Annotated in this window: 23 protein-coding genes and 1 tRNA gene; 9 read left to right on the forward strand and 15 right to left on the reverse strand. The window is 44.3% G+C overall.

Annotation, left to right across the window (positions count from 1 at the left end):
* Window positions 1-397: 397 nt before the first annotated feature.
* Window positions 398-1,300, reverse strand: coding sequence for an SDR family oxidoreductase (locus tag IV40_RS03545; RefSeq protein WP_057769004.1), 903 nt, complete (start codon window positions 1,298-1,300; stop codon window positions 398-400).
* 85 nt (window positions 1,301-1,385) lie between these two features.
* Between IV40_RS03545 and IV40_RS03550 the strand changes: the two genes are divergently transcribed.
* A complete protein-coding gene (locus IV40_RS03550; protein WP_057769005.1) occupies window positions 1,386-1,979 on the forward strand; it encodes a TetR/AcrR family transcriptional regulator in 594 nt (197 codons plus the stop codon).
* A 99-nt stretch (window positions 1,980-2,078) separates the two neighbouring features.
* Window positions 2,079-3,020, forward strand: coding sequence for an alpha/beta hydrolase (locus IV40_RS03555; RefSeq protein ID WP_057769006.1), 942 nt, complete (start codon window positions 2,079-2,081; stop codon window positions 3,018-3,020).
* 49 nt (window positions 3,021-3,069) lie between these two features.
* Here the strand turns inward: IV40_RS03555 and IV40_RS03560 are convergent, their stop codons facing one another.
* Window positions 3,070-3,390 (reverse strand): DMT family transporter, encoded by a 321-nt coding sequence (locus IV40_RS03560; protein ID WP_057769007.1) that lies wholly within the window; start codon window positions 3,388-3,390, stop codon window positions 3,070-3,072.
* A 155-nt stretch (window positions 3,391-3,545) separates the two neighbouring features.
* Between IV40_RS03560 and IV40_RS03565 the strand changes: the two genes are divergently transcribed.
* Genes IV40_RS03565 through IV40_RS03575 form a run of 3 tightly spaced genes read left to right on the forward strand, consistent with a single transcriptional unit; the run spans window position 3,546 to window position 5,499 of the window.
* On the forward strand, window positions 3,546-4,001 hold the full coding sequence (locus IV40_RS03565) for a MarR family winged helix-turn-helix transcriptional regulator (protein WP_057769008.1): 456 nt from the start codon (window positions 3,546-3,548) through the stop codon (window positions 3,999-4,001).
* A gap of 14 nt (window positions 4,002-4,015) precedes the next feature.
* Entirely contained in the window at window positions 4,016-4,522 is a 507-nt protein-coding gene (locus IV40_RS03570; protein ID WP_057769009.1) for a GNAT family N-acetyltransferase, read from the forward strand.
* Between the two features lie 23 nt (window positions 4,523-4,545).
* On the forward strand, window positions 4,546-5,499 hold the full coding sequence (locus IV40_RS03575; protein WP_057769010.1) for a zinc-binding alcohol dehydrogenase family protein: 954 nt from the start codon (window positions 4,546-4,548) through the stop codon (window positions 5,497-5,499).
* On the opposite strand, the gene IV40_RS03580 is transcribed toward IV40_RS03575, so the two are convergent.
* Entirely contained in the window at window positions 5,489-6,064 is a 576-nt protein-coding gene (locus IV40_RS03580) for a TMEM175 family protein (protein ID WP_057769011.1), read from the reverse strand. The two genes, IV40_RS03575 and IV40_RS03580, sit on opposite strands and share 11 nt — an antisense overlap.
* 130 nt (window positions 6,065-6,194) lie before the next feature.
* Between IV40_RS03580 and IV40_RS03585 the strand changes: the two genes are divergently transcribed.
* Window positions 6,195-7,604, forward strand: coding sequence for a C69 family dipeptidase (locus tag IV40_RS03585; RefSeq protein ID WP_057769012.1), 1,410 nt, complete (start codon window positions 6,195-6,197; stop codon window positions 7,602-7,604).
* A gap of 317 nt (window positions 7,605-7,921) precedes the next feature.
* On the opposite strand, the gene IV40_RS03590 is transcribed toward IV40_RS03585, so the two are convergent.
* The 9 genes from IV40_RS03590 to IV40_RS03630 form a co-directional block, all read right to left on the reverse strand.
* Complete coding sequence (locus tag IV40_RS03590) at window positions 7,922-8,224, reverse strand: hypothetical protein (protein WP_057769013.1); 303 nt, start codon at window positions 8,222-8,224, stop codon at window positions 7,922-7,924.
* A gap of 163 nt (window positions 8,225-8,387) precedes the next feature.
* Window positions 8,388-8,651 carry a hypothetical protein gene (locus IV40_RS03595; RefSeq protein WP_156404219.1) on the reverse strand — a complete coding sequence of 88 codons (264 nt, stop codon included), beginning with the start codon at window positions 8,649-8,651 and terminating at the stop codon, window positions 8,388-8,390.
* A 3-nt stretch (window positions 8,652-8,654) separates the two neighbouring features.
* Window positions 8,655-8,891, reverse strand: coding sequence for a hypothetical protein (locus IV40_RS03600; RefSeq protein ID WP_057769015.1), 237 nt, complete (start codon window positions 8,889-8,891; stop codon window positions 8,655-8,657).
* A gap of 570 nt (window positions 8,892-9,461) precedes the next feature.
* Window positions 9,462-9,650, reverse strand: a complete 189-nt coding sequence (locus IV40_RS03605) for a hypothetical protein (RefSeq protein ID WP_057769016.1) — start codon at window positions 9,648-9,650, stop codon at window positions 9,462-9,464.
* A 23-nt stretch (window positions 9,651-9,673) separates the two neighbouring features.
* A complete protein-coding gene (locus tag IV40_RS03610; RefSeq protein ID WP_057769017.1) occupies window positions 9,674-10,267 on the reverse strand; it encodes a hypothetical protein in 594 nt (197 codons plus the stop codon).
* Complete coding sequence (locus IV40_RS03615) at window positions 10,264-10,785, reverse strand: zinc ribbon domain-containing protein (RefSeq protein ID WP_057769018.1); 522 nt, start codon at window positions 10,783-10,785, stop codon at window positions 10,264-10,266. The genes IV40_RS03610 and IV40_RS03615 overlap by 4 nt, the downstream gene beginning before the upstream one ends.
* 21 nt (window positions 10,786-10,806) lie before the next feature.
* A complete protein-coding gene (locus IV40_RS10705) occupies window positions 10,807-11,127 on the reverse strand; it encodes a zinc ribbon domain-containing protein (protein WP_156404220.1) in 321 nt (106 codons plus the stop codon).
* Complete coding sequence (locus IV40_RS03625; RefSeq protein ID WP_057769020.1) at window positions 11,124-11,384, reverse strand: Mor transcription activator family protein; 261 nt, start codon at window positions 11,382-11,384, stop codon at window positions 11,124-11,126. The genes IV40_RS10705 and IV40_RS03625 overlap by 4 nt, the downstream gene beginning before the upstream one ends.
* A 102-nt stretch (window positions 11,385-11,486) precedes the next feature.
* The gene (locus IV40_RS03630) at window positions 11,487-11,738 is read right to left on the reverse strand and encodes a Mor transcription activator family protein (protein WP_057769021.1); all 252 of its coding nucleotides are present in this window, start codon (window positions 11,736-11,738) and stop codon (window positions 11,487-11,489) included.
* An 85-nt stretch (window positions 11,739-11,823) separates the two neighbouring features.
* Here IV40_RS03630 and IV40_RS03635 point away from each other — a divergent pair, with 85 nt between their 5' ends.
* Complete coding sequence (locus IV40_RS03635) at window positions 11,824-12,828, forward strand: helix-turn-helix transcriptional regulator (RefSeq protein ID WP_057769022.1); 1,005 nt, start codon at window positions 11,824-11,826, stop codon at window positions 12,826-12,828.
* A 20-nt stretch (window positions 12,829-12,848) separates the two neighbouring features.
* Here IV40_RS03635 and IV40_RS10710 read toward each other — a convergent pair whose 3' ends face one another.
* The 3 genes from IV40_RS10710 to IV40_RS03645 form a co-directional block, all read right to left on the reverse strand.
* The gene (locus IV40_RS10710; RefSeq protein ID WP_156404221.1) at window positions 12,849-13,007 is read right to left on the reverse strand and encodes a hypothetical protein; all 159 of its coding nucleotides are present in this window, start codon (window positions 13,005-13,007) and stop codon (window positions 12,849-12,851) included.
* Window positions 13,008-13,076: 69 nt separating this feature from the next.
* Window positions 13,077-13,149: transfer RNA gene (locus tag IV40_RS03640), tRNA-Thr, on the reverse strand.
* A 214-nt stretch (window positions 13,150-13,363) separates the two neighbouring features.
* A complete protein-coding gene (locus tag IV40_RS03645; protein ID WP_057769023.1) occupies window positions 13,364-14,287 on the reverse strand; it encodes an outer membrane protein assembly factor BamD in 924 nt (307 codons plus the stop codon).
* 354 nt (window positions 14,288-14,641) lie between these two features.
* Between IV40_RS03645 and IV40_RS03650 the strand changes: the two genes are divergently transcribed.
* Both IV40_RS03650 and IV40_RS03655 read left to right on the forward strand, forming a co-directional pair.
* A complete protein-coding gene (locus IV40_RS03650; RefSeq protein ID WP_057769024.1) occupies window positions 14,642-16,060 on the forward strand; it encodes a DUF3825 domain-containing protein in 1,419 nt (472 codons plus the stop codon).
* An 89-nt stretch (window positions 16,061-16,149) separates the two neighbouring features.
* Window positions 16,150-16,560, forward strand: coding sequence for a peptide deformylase (locus IV40_RS03655; RefSeq protein WP_057769025.1), 411 nt, complete (start codon window positions 16,150-16,152; stop codon window positions 16,558-16,560).
* Window positions 16,561-16,670: the final 110 nt, after the last annotated feature.

The raw sequence follows: 16,670 nt of genomic DNA on the forward strand, positions 1-16,670 counted from the left end.
CAAAGGCTGCTCGCCAAAATGACGTGTCCCTTGTGATTTTCCGCTTACCTAAAAATATTTTCAGCACACTGCTTTTTTAAAAATAACAAATTCGGATACCTTGAAAATGCTCACCCCAAAGCCTGCCAATCTAATTCTCGTCCTATCCACATCTTACGCCAGCCACACCAAAATGGCGAACAAAACGCAAAAAAAAGAGTGCGACAAAGAGTGTTAAAACAGTGAGGATTAAGGAAGGTGCAGACAAAATCCCGGTTTGCGGATTTAGACTGCACCGACTTAAACGAACTGTTTGCGCTTTGGAGCACGTTTAGACCAAAGCGCGTTAAAACAGTGAGGATTTAAAAGCTGTATCAATAAAAAAAAGCATTTGGATTTTCTCCAAATGCTTGCGCAATTATTCCTGCTTTTGATACTGTGCGACAAAGTCCGGCAGAAAGTCGGTCAGTTTGACTTGGCCCCAGTCCTGAATGTGATTGCGGAAGTCGGCATAAAAGTCTTCTGTGCGCCGAACGGAATTCATTTTAGTGGCAGCTTCGGCCCACTCTTTGCTGAAGCCGATTGCTTTATCATGCGCCAGTTGTTCGGCATCTGTCAGTTCGTGCCACTTCAAATCAGGCATATCCAGTGCTGTTCGCAACGCCGCCACGAGTTCATTACCAGTAAAGGCGTCACTGGCCGCATAGTGGACCTGATTCTCAGTTTGTGCAGTGGCTGAACTGAGTGCCTGATAAACGACTTCGGCAATGTCGCTAGGTGCCACCCAGGCATTTTTCATCGTACCGCTTAAGTTGGTCGCAATCTCATGGTGTGCTTTAATACCAGGAATATAGGCAAATAAATTCGTGTAGAACCCGACTGGCCGTACAAACGTATACTGCACATCATCCAGCTGCTTCAAAGTCCGTTCGATAATGTTGTAGATATAAAGGCCGCCGACTTCAGGACCTAAATTAGCACCCACACTGCTGAGATCGACGACGTGTTTGACGCCAGACTGCTGAATGGCCTGCTTATAAATATCGGCCTGCTGCTGAGCACTAGCTGTCATATTGGTCACTGCGGCCGGGTTGCCATGCGATGAAAACATCAGATAAACGACGTCCCGTCCGGTAAACTGCTGGGTCAGAAACGCAGCATCCGTCATCGTGCCAACAGCCGGCTGCGCCCCTAACGTCCGAATAGCTTCCTGACGGTCAGGGTTGGTCGTAATCACAGTCACTTCATTGCCGTCTGCAATTAAACGAGGAATTACAAATTGATTGATGTGTCCTAAGGAACCTAATAATGTCATTTTCATAAGTGAATGGCCTCCATAAAAGATAATTTAATCTTTTATGATTATAGAGATAGACTTATCTTTTGTCAACTGTTAAACTACTTTTATGATGAAAAAGAAAAATCCAGAAAAATACCAGCAGATTATTGATGCGACGGTCCAACTGATCGATCGCCAAGATGTTGCCATGGTGTCGACGACGCAAGTGGCGAAAAAAGTCGGCATTTCGCAATCCAATATTTATATTTATTTCAAAAATCGGGATGACTTAATCAAACATGTCTTCATCCGTGAAGTCGATGCCATGAGTCAGTTCGTTCATGATACGCAGGTGCCGGCCACCGATTTATTCGGTCAGTTTGCCAGTCAGCTTGATGCCCTTTTTCAGTTTGCCCTACAGCATCCGACCAGCCTGAATGTAATCCAGAAGATTCTACGCTCCTACTCGTATCAGCATCTAGTCGCCAAACCCGACGACCTCAACGCCGCCAATGCCGAATTATTGGTGACATTAAAAAAAGGCCAGCAAACTGGTCTTTTCAAACAAGTCGACCTCTCCCTCCTGCAAAATACGATTCTTTCCAATATCAAACTACAGGCCGATAATATTCATCATGGCAAATATACAGCCGCGGAACAGCCCTTCGAACGGGTCCGGCAATTGATTTTTGACGCCATTTTGAATGGTTCGCGCTCCTAAAATTGACTTCAAGTCACAGCTTTAGCACCGGAATTGAAAAATCCGGCTGGCCGTGTTACTACTATTAGATAGATTCAATCTGAAAGTGAGGCGTGTCCCATGAAAAAAGCAAAACGAATTACGGAATTGGCCGTGCCGGCACTCACTGTGACTGGTCTGATCACGTCCGCTGAATATTTATACCGGTATGCCTTCAAACGAGTACCGGAAGTCCCGCCGACATCGGCCGACAAACAGAAGTATGCCGACCAGTATTATGCATACGTTGATTGGCTCCATCAGCAGCCAACTCAAGAATGGTATCTGAATGAAGATACAGCCTATCAATTGGTAGCAACCTATGTGCCGGCCGAACAAGCGACGACAAAAGCCGTCATCATTGCACACGGCTACAAAGGCAACGGCGAAACAATGGCCAATTACGCCAAAATGTTCCATGAAATGGGCTACAACGTCCTGCTGCCTGACAGTCGGGCCCATGGTCATTCCGCTGGCAAATACATTACCTTCGGCTGGCTCGACCGCTTTGATTATTTGCGCTGGGTCGATGACCTGATTAAGCGGCTCGGCCAGCACAGTCAAATCGTCCTGTTTGGCGTTTCAATGGGCGGTGCAACCGTCGAAATGATGAGCGGCGAAGAGATGCCGTCCCAAGTCAAATGCATCATCGCCGATTGCGGATATTCGGATATCGATGACGAATTATCCTATTTGCTGAAACGGACTTTTCATTTGCCGAAATATCCGCTGGTTCCGGCCGTCAGTTTTATCAACTGGCGCCGCCAAGGTTTCAGGCTCAAACAAGTCTCCTCTGTCAAACAATTACGCAAAAACAAACGCCCAATCTTTTTTATTCATGGTGAAAAAGACGTTTACGTCCCAACGGCAATGCTTAACGACAACTATGCCGCCACACAAGGGCCGAAGGAAAAGTGGATTGTCCCTGATGCTTCCCATGCTGAAAGTTTCTGGATTGATCCAGCCGCTTATCGGACTCACGTCGCAGCCTTTTTAAATCGTTACATTGAAAATCCAAGCTGATTGGATTTTTTCTTCGCCTTGAATTTAGTTGCAAATGCAACTATAATATTCACTGGCCGCTCGTCACTTTGATGCCGACAATGCCGACCACCAGCATAATAATGAACACCCACGTCAAGGCTGGGAGCTGGTCTTTGAACAAGATGACCCCCACTAGGATTGACCCAACGGCACCAATCCCTGTCCAAATCGGATAAGCCAGACTCAACGGCAGATGCTTGATGGCCAATGATAAGAAACCGAAACTGGCCAGCATCCCGACCACCGTTGCGAGTGTGTACGGCAGATTGCTGAACCCATGGCTGAGCTTCATCGTCGTTGCCCAGACAACCTCAAACAAACCCGCCGCAATTAAATAAATCCATGTCATTTCCATTTCCTCCTTTAAAATAAAAAAGGCATTCAGACAACTCTCCAAAGACCTATGGAGTTGCCTAAATGCCGCATTCGCCCGGTAGCGAATCACTATTTCTAAGGATTATCTCAACAACAATGTCCCTTGTCAAACCAGAAAGGAGTTTTTCCATGCCTGAAGACGTGCTTCGTCAAATCGGCACAATTGCCCGTTCGCTCGACTCGATCAGCAACGTCGAATTCAAACAAATCGACCTCGCCAAAGGCCAATACCTCTACTTGGTCCGCATCGCCGAGCATCCTGGAATCATTCAGGAACGACTGTCAGAATTGTTGTGCGTCGATAAAACGACGGCAACTCGTGCCTTGCAAAAACTCGTCCAAAACGATTTGATTCGTAAAGAAGCCGACCCGACCAACAAAAAAATCCGCCACTTATATGTCACAGACAAAGGACGACAGCTCTATCCCCTCATCAAACGGGAAAATGATTTTTCGACCCAGATTGCGTTGAATGGTCTTTCTGAACCCGAACGAGCCGAACTATCCCGTTTGCTCGCCCAAGTGAGTCAGAATGTTGCTGCCAACTGGCTGTCCGTCAAAAAGGGCCGCCAACGCCATTATTAGAAAGGAACCCCAGCATGATTACACCGATGACTTTAACTGATTTACCTGAATTACAAAAAATCAGCCGTATTACCTTTGCCGACACGTTTGGCGCCGCAAATACGGCCGCTAATATGGATGAATACCTCGATTCAGCTTACAGGACGGCCAAACTGACCGCCGAACTAACCGACCCCGATTCTTTTTTCTTCTTCATCAAACAAGATAACCACAACGTCGGCTATTTGAAGGTCAATGTCAATTCTGCCCAGACGGAAACTATGGGCAGCGATACACTCGAAATCGAACGAATCTACATTCTGCCCGCCTACAAACATCGTGGTCTGGGCACACAGCTCATTCACCAGGCATTGGCCGTCGCTCAGCAGCAGCACAAAACCAAAATCTGGCTCGGCGTTTGGGAACACAACGAACCAGCCAAGAAGTTCTATCAAAAGATGGGATTCCACCAAATCGGCGACCACATCTTCCAGCTGGGCACTGACAAACAGCGTGATTTGATGCTGCTCAAACAGTTATAATCTGAATAAAGGAGGTTTTTGCTATGAAAGCAGTTGTCGTCAGCCAGCCCGGCGGTCCCGAAGTCCTGCACTATACCGATGTGCCGACGCCGCAAGTCAAACCAGGCTGGTCGCTGGTCCAAGTCAAAGGATTTGGAATCAATCACTCTGAGATTTTCACCCGTGAAGGCAAATCACCGAGTGTGCATTTTCCCCGCATTTTAGGAATCGAGGCCGTCGGGATTATCAGTCAGACGACCGCACCAGATAAATTGCCGGTCGGCCAGCAGGTGATGTCGCTGATGGGCGAAATGGGACGTGCTTACGACGGCAGCTATGCCGAATACGTCCTACTGCCGAACGACCAGATTTATCCAATCCGCAGTTCGCTCAGCTGGGCCGAATTGGCGACCATTCCGGAAACCTTCTACACAGCTTATGGTGCCTTGCTAGGTTTAAACCTGCAAGACAGCCAGCATCTCCTGATTCAGGGCGGAACTAGCGGTGTCGGCGTCACCGCCGTTAAGCTGGCACGTGCCATGAATCACGATTTAACCATCACCGGAACGACCCGTTCCAATCAAAAAACCGCCGCCTTAAAAGACCACGGTTATGATGCTGTTATTCTGGATTCAGATAATCATTTGCAAACGTCCGCACAATTCGACCGTATCCTCGATTTAATTGGTCCCGCAGCCGTGCCGGATTCACTCCAGCATCTCAATTTGGGCGGCATCGTCAGTTCGACTGGCGAGCTCGGCGGTGTTTGGGATCTTGATCATTTTGACCCGATCACCAAGATTCCCAACGGCCGTTATCTGACCTCATTCTATTCTGGCGATGTCGCTCAAAACGTCCTCAACGACCTCTTGCAGCTGATTGAAACCAAACACATCGATGTCGCACCTGAAAAAGTCTTTTCATTAGAGCACGTTCAACAGGCCCATGAATACCTTGCCAGCAGCCGCAGCATCGGCAAAGTGGTCGTTACGCTTTGACGTGATGACCGATATAATCCATGCTGCACAATAATAAAATGTCGATCAAAACGGCATACGACATCGCCGGCGGATAAACGGTCACCGTGAGGAACATGCCGACTAATTTAATGACCAAATCTAAATAAGTGACCCAATCTGGAGCTTGATACATCAAATGCCGTTTGGAAACGTGATTGGCCACATCCAGCGAATGCGAAATCCAGATGTTGCTGAGTGAAACGAGTAAAACAACCACGCCGTACAAAACTTGGGCCGTCACATTAAAAAAGTGATCTTCCATAATGCTCGTGGTATAAGGGGAAAACGAAGCAAAAAAGAGCATCACCAGCGACGCAACGATTGTTTCGTTGTTGATTTTGTGAATCTGCTGCCAGGCGTTATGCTGGCTATACCACATTAGCCCTAACCAGGCAAAAGACAGTGCATACGCAAAAAAGTTATTATGTAACGCATATAGACCAGCCCAGGAAACTGTGGCTGGCTTTTTTAAATCCAAGACCAAAATAGTCATGATAATCGCCAAAACAGCATCGGTAAAGGCCGCCGTCCGTTCTTTATTCATAAAATCACTCCTCATCAATTATTTTATGCTTAAAATGAGACAAAACAAGGAACTTGCCCCCTCGTTTTTTCGGCTTCGTTGTCCTATAATGAGAGTAAGATAAGTTTATTCTAAGAAGGGAAGCATATTCATGACAAAACGTATTAAAGGTTCTTGTACCACCGTTTTAGTTGGTAAAAAAGCTTCTGCTGATGGTTCAACAATCATTGCCCGCAACGAAGATGGGGCAGCCCCACTCGAACCGCAGAAGTTTGTTGTGATCAATCCAGATGACCAGCCACGTCATTATCAGTCTGTCTTAAGCCCATTCCAAATCGACCTTCCAGACGATCCGATGCGTTATACATCGACTCCAAATGCGATTGAAACCAATGGTATCTGGGCTGCAGCTGGCATCAACAGCGATAACGTCGCTATGACAGCAACCGAAACCATTACTTCAAACTCGCGTATTTTAGGCGTTGACCCCTTAAATCCAGATGGGATCGGCGAAGAAGATATTACGACCATCGTGCTGCCTTACATCCATTCTGCTCGTGACGGCGTGAAGCGTTTAGGCGCATTGCTCGAAAAGTACGGCACTTACGAAATGAATGCCATGGCCTTTTCCGACAAGGATGAAGTCTGGTACTTCGAATCCATCGGCGGTCATCATTGGGCTGCTATTCGGATTCCTGACGATGCCTATGTCATTGCCCCGAACCGTTTAAACATCGATGATTATGATTTCAAATCTGATGATACCCTTTATGCTAAAGATTTACCTGATCTGATCGAAAAGTATCATTTGAATCCAGATCCAGACCAAGTGGACTTGCGTCATATCTTTGGGAGTGCCACAATCAAGGATACACGTTACAACAACCCTCGTGCTTGGTATGGTCAATTGTACTTCAACCCTGAATTCGACACTGACCCATTAGACCAAGACTTGCCGTTCATCTGCCAGACTGACCATAAAATCAGCATCGAAGACGTTAAGTTTGTTTTGAGTTCGCATTATCAAAACACGCCTTATGATGCTTATGGTTCACTTGGCTCAAAGGAAGAAAAGAAATTATTCCGTCCAATCGGCATCAACCGGAATCAGGAATTGCATATTCTGCAAATCCGCAACGATGTGCCGAAGGAAATCGCTGCTATTCACTGGTTAGCTTTTGGACCGAACACGTTCAACTCAGTTGTGCCATTCTATGCCAACGTTACTGACACACCAGAAGCCTACAAAGGCACTACTGGCGAATGCGATACAACGAAGGCCTACTGGTTAACAAGCACCATGGCCCTCATCGGCGACGCCAACTTCAGTTTGTACGAAGATCAAGAAAACATCTTCGAAGAAACTTCCGTTGCCGCATGCCGCAACATCCAAATCAAGACCGATGCCGCTGCCAAGGACCAGAGCAATCTGCAGCAATACCTTGAAGGCGTCAACCAGCAAATGTCTGATTTGACCATGGCCAACGCTGAAAAACTGCTCGGCCAGATGCTCGCATTAGGCGAACCGCAAATGAAGCTGCAGTATACACTCCATGATTAATAATCAGAGTGTGAGCAAGGGCATTTTTATCAATGAGCATTAACATGACTTTGACGTTGTGAGCGATTTATGTTCACTAGGAAAAGTCGGTTAAGCGGAATTGATAGCCCTTGCGAACACGTTTAGAGTATGACAAGCAATGCATTCCCGTGTGATGGCATTTCCCCGTCACACCTGCAAGCTGTCTCATCAAATCTCATTAAAATGACTCAACTATGCGGCTAGCGACAACCGATTTAAAGTTCGTCCCTTTCGCTGATGGGAAAAATCCTTTTCATGCCGCAGCTAGACTGTACTTCAGCAATGTTTGCTTTGTGTTAATTTCTGACGTTGATTGACAAGTTTTGTTGAAAATCAACGGCTGGCGAACCTTCTTTGTCGATGATCTTGATCATTTCAGGCATTGTCGTGTAATCAGGATCATCGACGAACTGTGCTAGACGATGCTCAAGCCCTTCGTAACCACGTTCTTGCGGTGAAAGGATCGGGCCAATGGCATTTTCGTCCATGTCAAAAGTCGGATGTGCGGTGCGTTTATGAATATCAACCTCTTCAGTACCGATCAGAAGATCACCGCCGAGTTTAAAGTCGATATAAACGGGTTTGTCTAAGTCAATCATAAAAATTATCTCCTTTTAACACCAGATTAGTAATCTGCGTTCTTCATTTTTGAAAACTGCTGAGTACATATAAACGCTCTTTCAATTATGGCACACTTGCTGCAAATGCCTTTGAATAAAACCGGCACTCATTATCCGTGACAAGCTGCATGCAAGTTTGTCATTATTGTACAATCTCATTGGCACGTTCAAGAATCGTGACGAGCATTTGCTGTGCGCTGTCGTGCATAAAGGTCGAATTGAAATCATACGGTTTTGCTTCGTCCGTATTTTTTAAGCCTAATGCGTCCCATAGTTCATTGAAAACTATGACAATTCCTTGTGAGTTTGCAGTGGCACCATAACCAGGATCAATAAATGAACCACACATTGCGTAGACCATTTCGACAACAGTAGCTTCTTTTTGACGAGGTTGATAAAAAGTCACGATTCAATTCGGATTTTTCAGGCGTGCAGCAAGGGCAGCATCTTGCCAATATCCAACCACCCTTTTGAGCAGATCAAATGTATTGCCAAAATTGGCCTCAGCACCTACATTGCTACTAGTCATAACATAACATTTGCCAGTGCCGTCAATGAACATCTCGTCGATGGTATTGCCATTATAGTTAGCAAAATCGATGTCTTCAATATTTTCAAACGCCCGTCGGAAGTCATTGTTTTGCATCGCCTGGATGGTGTCTTCAATGACGACTTAAAGCAGGACTCGTCCATTAGAAGTATTAATATCGGTTTGTTTTTGAGCAGTTGTCAGCATGTGCATGATATTTCCTCCTTGTGATTAAAGTGATCATAAAACGGATCTTTGATGCAGTCGACCCCTCGATGATGGGGTATTCGTTTCCTAATAAAGATAAACCTGATTCGGATGCTCATGCTTGATAATCTGAATGATCGATCCATCCGAATTATTTCCCAACGGATCCGTCGTCCCCACTGCGGAAAATAGTATTTTCATATGTACCCCTCCATGATTCCTATCATAGCGCAATTTAAAGCGCTTTTATAAAATTATTAGATTAAAACGACTGTCTCCTTTAAAAGACAGAAACCCCCTTGAATTGGATTTTCTCCAATTCAAGGGGGTTTCTTCAAACGTCAAATGGCGTTCGTCCTTTTTTGAATGCTTATAATTCCCAGGCACCGACTTCACCGGTTCCATCGCAACGATCGCACTGGCCGCCATCGCTGAAATCCCAGCCCGTGCCGTTACAATCCGGACAATCAACCATTAAAATCACTTGCCTTTCTTTTCAAGTTCATCGGCCTTTGCGTTTGCAATCCTGGCTGTATTGTAAAAACCACGTGCATTCCCATAATGATAGCCGCCTTTGCCACTTTTAGCTTCGGCCCATTCCGTATTGCCCTTCTTTTGAAATGTATTCGCCACATTGCGGTACCCTTTGCTCGACATATTTTTAGCCATTTGAAACAACCTCCCAGTCGTTTTTAATCTAAATCATCTTCATAACTCGCACCCGAGCCAGATAGATTGACATAATAATTGCCATCGTAAATATCATCGTAATTGGAAACTTCGAAATTGTACTTGCCAGGGAACAAACCTTGCTTAAACTGATCGGCCGTGATCGACCGGCGTTTGCCACCATTTGTCAGTTTGACGGTCGCCTGGTTCAGGTCGGCGTATGGGAAGGTGACGCTGGTCGGTCGTGCTTCCAGATAATAACTATCCATTCCGAATACTTTTTTAGTGCCGACGTAGAATTTATAGGTAACATCTGTGCCCTCAACGGACCGTCCCTCAGCTACATATGTGCCGATTTGGTCGCTCGGCAGACTTGCATGGTCATGCCATTGTTCGACAACGCTCTGGGCCCCGACACTCGCAAATTTGATTTCCTGGCTATTCTGGTCGAATTGCTTCAGAAACAGCGCCCCGTCCTTGTTTTCAACGGCTTTATTGATATTATCGGCCAGTTCGTTTTGTGTCGTTACCTGCTGGCGAACGACTACAACACCAACGACCAGCACTAATAAAACGGCACCGATAATTATCCAAATTGTTTTATTGCCTTTTTTCATTTGGCATCCGCCACCTTATCCGTCAACATCAGATAAAAGATATATAAATCAACTACGGGAATAAAGAGCAGCCAAGCTAAATTCTCTTCTCGACCTAAATAATTTAAGCGACGTTGGGCCGAAGCAACCAGCAAAGCCATTAAAGCAATACTGATTACAACTGACAAGCCTACTCCAAGCAGCGTCATCAGCATTGATAACACAACGGATATCACGTAAATCAGCAAATAATTGTACCAGAAAATCGATTTCTGATTGTCACGGACATTTGAATTGTATTCAAACATGTGCCCAAAAATGTAACTGATGCTGTCGGAGAAGCTCAAATGCTGCGGCTGGCCTAACGGTCCCTGTCCTGCAGCGGCAGCAACCGTTGCCTGCTGCGTCGGGGCACTTGTCGGGGCAGTAGCTGGCTGAGCTTCGGCACTCGTTTCAGCTGTAACAGCTTGACCGCACTTAGGGCAGAATTTAGCCCCATCCTCTAATTCAGCACCACAGTTTGTACAATACTTTTTCATATTAATCTCCTCCAATTTTTTTTAAAAATTTTCCAGAATCATCAGTACGCCTAAAATCGTTAACAAAGCACCGTAAACACGATGAATCTTCATGTATAACGCCGTTATGATCAGATTCGGCACCATCAGAATCAGCAGCAGATCGCCGCTGACGCCGGTTGTATAGTTAAACACCAGTAGCAGTGTCCATTCACAAACGGAGAATAGGAAGCCATGCTGCTGCATAAATCCCAGAAGTCCTATATATTCAGGCCGATACCGTTCGTTTTTAGCGCCGCAATAGGGACAATAATACTGATTACGTGTTATTGGCCGGCCGCAGCTAGAACAGTAAACTTTCACTTGTCCTGCCGCTCCCGTTCATCCTTGAGAATCTGCCGAATCCAGCGCTGTGAATAATCATATTTTCTGGTCAATTGCGAAATGTTGTGACCGTCATATTCGGCCACGATTCGTGCAGCAACCTTTTTGCGATCGTATAGCCGCATCGGAAATGAAATCTGACGGCCCCGATACAGTTCAAACACCTTTAACGTCAATTCTTCTCCCAGCAGCTCGTAAAGCTGTGCATAGGATTCCTGCAGCAAATCGATTTCCATTGTAAATGTGCTCCTCCTTTAAAACCCCCGCAAGCGTATCAAAATTTCAATTTGTTTAAAAATGATGTTGTCCTTGCAAAATGAAGGCAGCTTGCAGTGCATTCAGCTCAGCTTTTGAAGAATGCGGCGCACCGTTCGTTCGGAATAATCATACTGATGCGCTAATTTTTCAATCGTGGCGCCATTTTGATAATCCCGCCACAACAGCCGATTCTCCGCCTGCTTGGTCAGCAGTCGCTTCGGAAACGTCACCTGCATGCCGCCGAACTGTTCAGCAATCTTCAGCGTGTTTTCTGGCCCGACCACCTGTGCAAACTCACGGTAAATCGGCCGCCAATTCCTTGTAACTGGCATGTCATCCCTCCTTGCCTTTCAACACTATTTAGAATAGGCTGATAGGTAGACAGAATATGTCTATGCAAAGAAAGGAATTAAAAAAATGATGAATGCTGCCCAACGAGAATTGTTTATTTACACCCGACTATTAGATGGTCAATCCCTACGCAAGCGTGAACTGGCCGACCATTTCGAAGTGTCGCCACGAGCTATCCAGCGTGATATCAGCCAATTAAATTTATTTTTCGAAGACGAACACCTGCCCTACACCATTTTTTATGACGCTGAACGAGGCGGTTATCGGCTCCAAAGCGACCAGCACGAATTAAATCAGGAAGAAATTCTGGTGATGATCAAAGTCCTCTTTGCCAGTCGTGTCCTTAATCAGACCGAACTTAATCAGACCATTACCGGCCTGCTGAATCTGATCCATAGCGATGCCCGTAAACAGATTGAACCTTTGATTAAAAACGAACAATTTCATTACCAGCCGCTGCAGCACCATGCTGACCTGCTGGATCGGCTGTGGGCCCTCAGCCAGTATGTCCTGCAGAAACAAGCACTCGTTATTACCTACCGCCGCCGGGACAAAATTTTAGTCAAAGCGCATGTTTTGCCAGAAGCTTTATTCTTCTCCGAATTTTATTTTTATCTGATTTCCTATAATCCCGCCGAAAAGGGGCTGCGTTACTATCGTGTCGATCGTTTGCTAACCTATAAACCAAGTGCAGCTCCGATTCAGCGTGATTACAAAGACCGTTTCGAAGCCGGTGCTTTTCGGGAATATTCGCAGTTTATGTATCCCGGCGCTCCCATCACAATTCAGTTTCAATTTTGGGGAATCGTCGAAGCCGCATTGGACCGTCTGCCAACGGCCAAAGTAATCCGCCGTTATTTACCAGACGGCACCTCAGAAGCAATTACAGCCGCCAACCGCAATGTCCAGCCTGACGAGGGCGGCAGTGTCGTCATCACAGCCCAAGTGAACGGCCTGCGTGGCATCACGATGTGGCTGCTCAGTCAGGGCAGTAATGTCAAAGTTCTTGCCCCAACACAACTAATTGAGGCCATCAAAAAAGAAGCTTCCAATATCTTAAACAGATACTGAAAGCTTCTTTTTTAGATGACTTATTTAACGGAAACGTATAAACCGCTAATCCATTGACCGCTGCCTAAATCATACCAAGTTTCGCCATCATTATAGTGAACGGTCTTAATGACCTTCTGGTGTGATGCAGCCAGGTGTCTTCCACAGCTTGGTTGGAACACCCGAAGTGATTGTGGCAATCTTACCACCTCGTTATACACAAAAAGGCCATGAACGATATCATGACCTTTTTAACTTGATCCATCTAATGCCGGCTACAAGACTTGAACTTGTGACATCTGGTTTACTATACCAGCGCTCTGCCAACTGAGCTAAGCCGGCGAAAAATGACTGTGCGCAACGGCAAAAGTAATCATTTGCTTTCAAACTTTATGCCGTTATTATAATAATAACGCAATTTAAACGATTGTGATAGTTAAATGTTCAAAGAAACCAATTTTTATATAAAAAAGCCTCAGTTTAAATCACACAAGAAATGTGCAAATCAAACTCAGGCTATTTTAAACGGCTCTACAAGGAGTGCCGCCTTTTAAATCTATTTCCAATTTTCAATTTGATTAGAATGCATTGAAGTACAAATTCCAAGCGTTACTGTGCCATCAGGCTTCAAATCTAGATTATACCAAACATCCGAGTTATCTGGATCTCGTAACTCGACAATGTACATCCCAACACTATCAAATGACTGATCTGAAACAACACTATCATAGCCCGTTGCCTGATCCAATTCATCTTTATGTTCCTGCACATATTGCATCGCTACATCATGCGTCAATGTCTGTTCAGTTGTCTCCGACGAATTCGTGCTGGCCTTCACATCCGGGTATTGCTGGGCAATGAGATTGCCAGTCATGCCGACATCGCCGCCTTTGGCCGAAGCTTGTTTTTCAGCTGCCAAAACGACCGAATCCGGCACCTTTTCAAGTGCATCGGCGTCAAACGCACCGTTTGAAGAACTGACAATATTCTGCCGTAATTCCTCTGCCTTTTGATGATCGGCCGCATTCGTGGTCGATGATGAACTGGCCGCTGCTTGACTCGAACTCGACGAACTGACAGCTTGTGACGATTGACTAGCCGTACGCTTCAGCCGTTTCTGCACCTTCTGATCCAATTTCTGCAGCTTGCTGGTGATTGCCGGCGAACCATCCTCAACTTTCAATCCTTTAACAATCTGCTGGTCGGCTAATTGATAGTCCGAACGGTCGTAAGCTTTTTGCGCATCATCCAAATACTGCAACTGCTTCAGATATTGTTTAGCCCGATGACTACCGACCTTTTTAAAGTCCTGCTCAGCCTGCGCCAAATCGTTGTCTTTGACCGCCGTCAAGCCCTTTTGCACATAATTGACACTCTCATGCGAAGCGGCCGTCGACTTGGTGCTTTTCGTCTGCGACTGACATCCTGCCAACGTTAATGTTGCCGCAACAACCAGAATCATCCCAATGCTCTTTTTCATCGCTGATTCCTCCCAATATTCACTTCATGCCCATTAAAACAAAATGACTAGGACAAGTAAAAGGCGGAATGCACTGGATTTTTTTTAAAAATGGAGTTTAAAATATTGAAATCGCTTTCTAAAGCGTTATATTAAGAATGTAATCTCTCCCAAATAGATATTTAAAAAACTTAAAGGAGGGATTACCATGTTAGACACATTTGCAATCATCTTCAAGACTGGTTTGATTATCGTCGAAGCAGTCAAAAAGATCGACGGCCTCCTTTAATTAGGAGGCAAAAACATCTAGCAGAAAAGAGGGTTAGATTGTCTAGCCTTCTTTTTTTTAACTAAGGAAATGTGGGGGTAATTATTATGCCAAAAATTTGTCGTGATTCAGAGCATACTGGGATTTTTTCATTAGGCCGTTTAGAACATTCTAAAACCATAAAGAAGTTTTTATATCAAAAAGCAAACCATACCAGTGATTTTGATGAAACAGAAGCAGATGTTACATTAAATCAAATTAACCAAGAAGTTGAAGATTCTTTCAAAAAAGATAATTTTTTAAAATTTCGATATGGCAAAGATGGAAATAGCATTGAACAATTAGATACTGATGCTACGGAAGCAAAATATGCTTTTGCATGTTTTCCAACTTCTTTTAGAAGCAAAAATAACAATCAATTATACATAATCTATCGATATACTCATCCAGACCAAAGTAATAATAACAATGGCTGGATCGGAATACAATTTGAAACACTGGAAGAATTCAAGGATGAAGCTGAAAGCTATTCAATCGGACTTTTAAAATTCGCCACACGTCAAAATGCAAATATTTTCATTACTGAACTTGAAAAATTGCTCTTACCAGGTGAATTTTGGAATTTTGACTCCCAGAAATATATGGCTAATCATCGTCTAAAAACTGATTACAACATCCTTGAAAGTTATATTGGTGCAACTATTTCAAAAATTATTTTAGATTATTATCATTTAATTGATACTAATGCACCTCAAAAAGAAATCGATCATACAATGACAATTTCGACCAATTATAAAAATGATAGTTATGCCTTATTCAATACTGGTCTACTTTCAGAATATGGAGATGACATTCTCTTACTTGTTAAGCTTTATCATTTTAATCCTGAGCATCCGAGCTTCACTATGAATCATCCAATGTTAGTCACCTCTGCTGAAGATTTAAATGATCGAGCGCACAATAAAGATAAATCACCTATCTTTGGTGAAAAAATGACTCAGATTGACTCCAATGAACTCGATAAAATTACACCGACACAGTATTTAACAAAACAAACCTTAAAATCAATCATCTTTGATCCTGATATTGAGATCGTTGGTCTAGACACACAAGAATTCCAAAACCATTTCTTTAAAGACAATAATAATAGACTGCCATATGGCTTTAAAGATAATCCACGTTACGCAAATATAGCACTAAAAGCCGGAATTGACTTAGCAATTAGGAATGCACGTAGAAATTACAAATACATCGTTCCTCAATACCGCGTTAAAGCTCGAAATGAAAGAAACGATCAAGATCCATTTCAATTTTTAATTCCAATTGTAATGGATACAAAGAACATAAATCTAGGCCCAAGCTTTGCTTTAATTGTTGATGAAGAAAATCGACAAGGCGGTCCCGTTTATGTTGCTAAAACAATTATTTCACTTGAAATGGCCTATAACAATGCACGAGTTATTTGTAAACCAGATGATTCTTGGCTAAATCGTAGAACACTTAAAATCACGGATCCCAGTATCTAATTCTTATAGCTTGAAGTCCTAACTAAATAGGACTTCTTTTTATTTTCTGCTAAAATATAATTAAATTTTTTCACAAAGGAGTTCCTCATATGATTCGTCCAATCAACCATGATCAATTAACCTTGGCGCAGAAATCGGAGCCGGCGACGAAGGCCGATGCGGCGGTCATTACCGATCTGCGGGATACGCTGCAGGCGCACCACGACGAGTGCGTCGGCATGGCTGCCAATATGATTGGTGTCAATAAAGACATCATCATCGTTCAAATGGGCATGCTGGCGATTCCGATGGTCAATCCCAAGATTACCCAAAAATCGGGTCCTTACACCACTCAGGAAGGGTGCCTTTCACTGGCTGGACAACGTTCTGCTAAGCGTTACAAGACGATCACGGTCCAGTACCTTGATTCGAATTTCACGCCGCAGACCCAGACCTTCACTGAATGGATTGCGCAAATCATTCAGCACGAAATGGACCACCTGCAGGGCATCCTCATTTAAATAACAAAAAACCGGCTTGGAAAAAATCCAAGTCGTTTTTTTTATAGTTTGTGACCTGTGCTATTTTCAGAGATCACGGCGTTAAAAAATATTTTTTTGTAATATAACTG

Origin of the sequence: Lactobacillus selangorensis (assembly GCF_001437205.1) — a bacterium.
GTDB lineage: Bacteria > Bacillota > Bacilli > Lactobacillales > Lactobacillaceae > Paralactobacillus > Paralactobacillus selangorensis.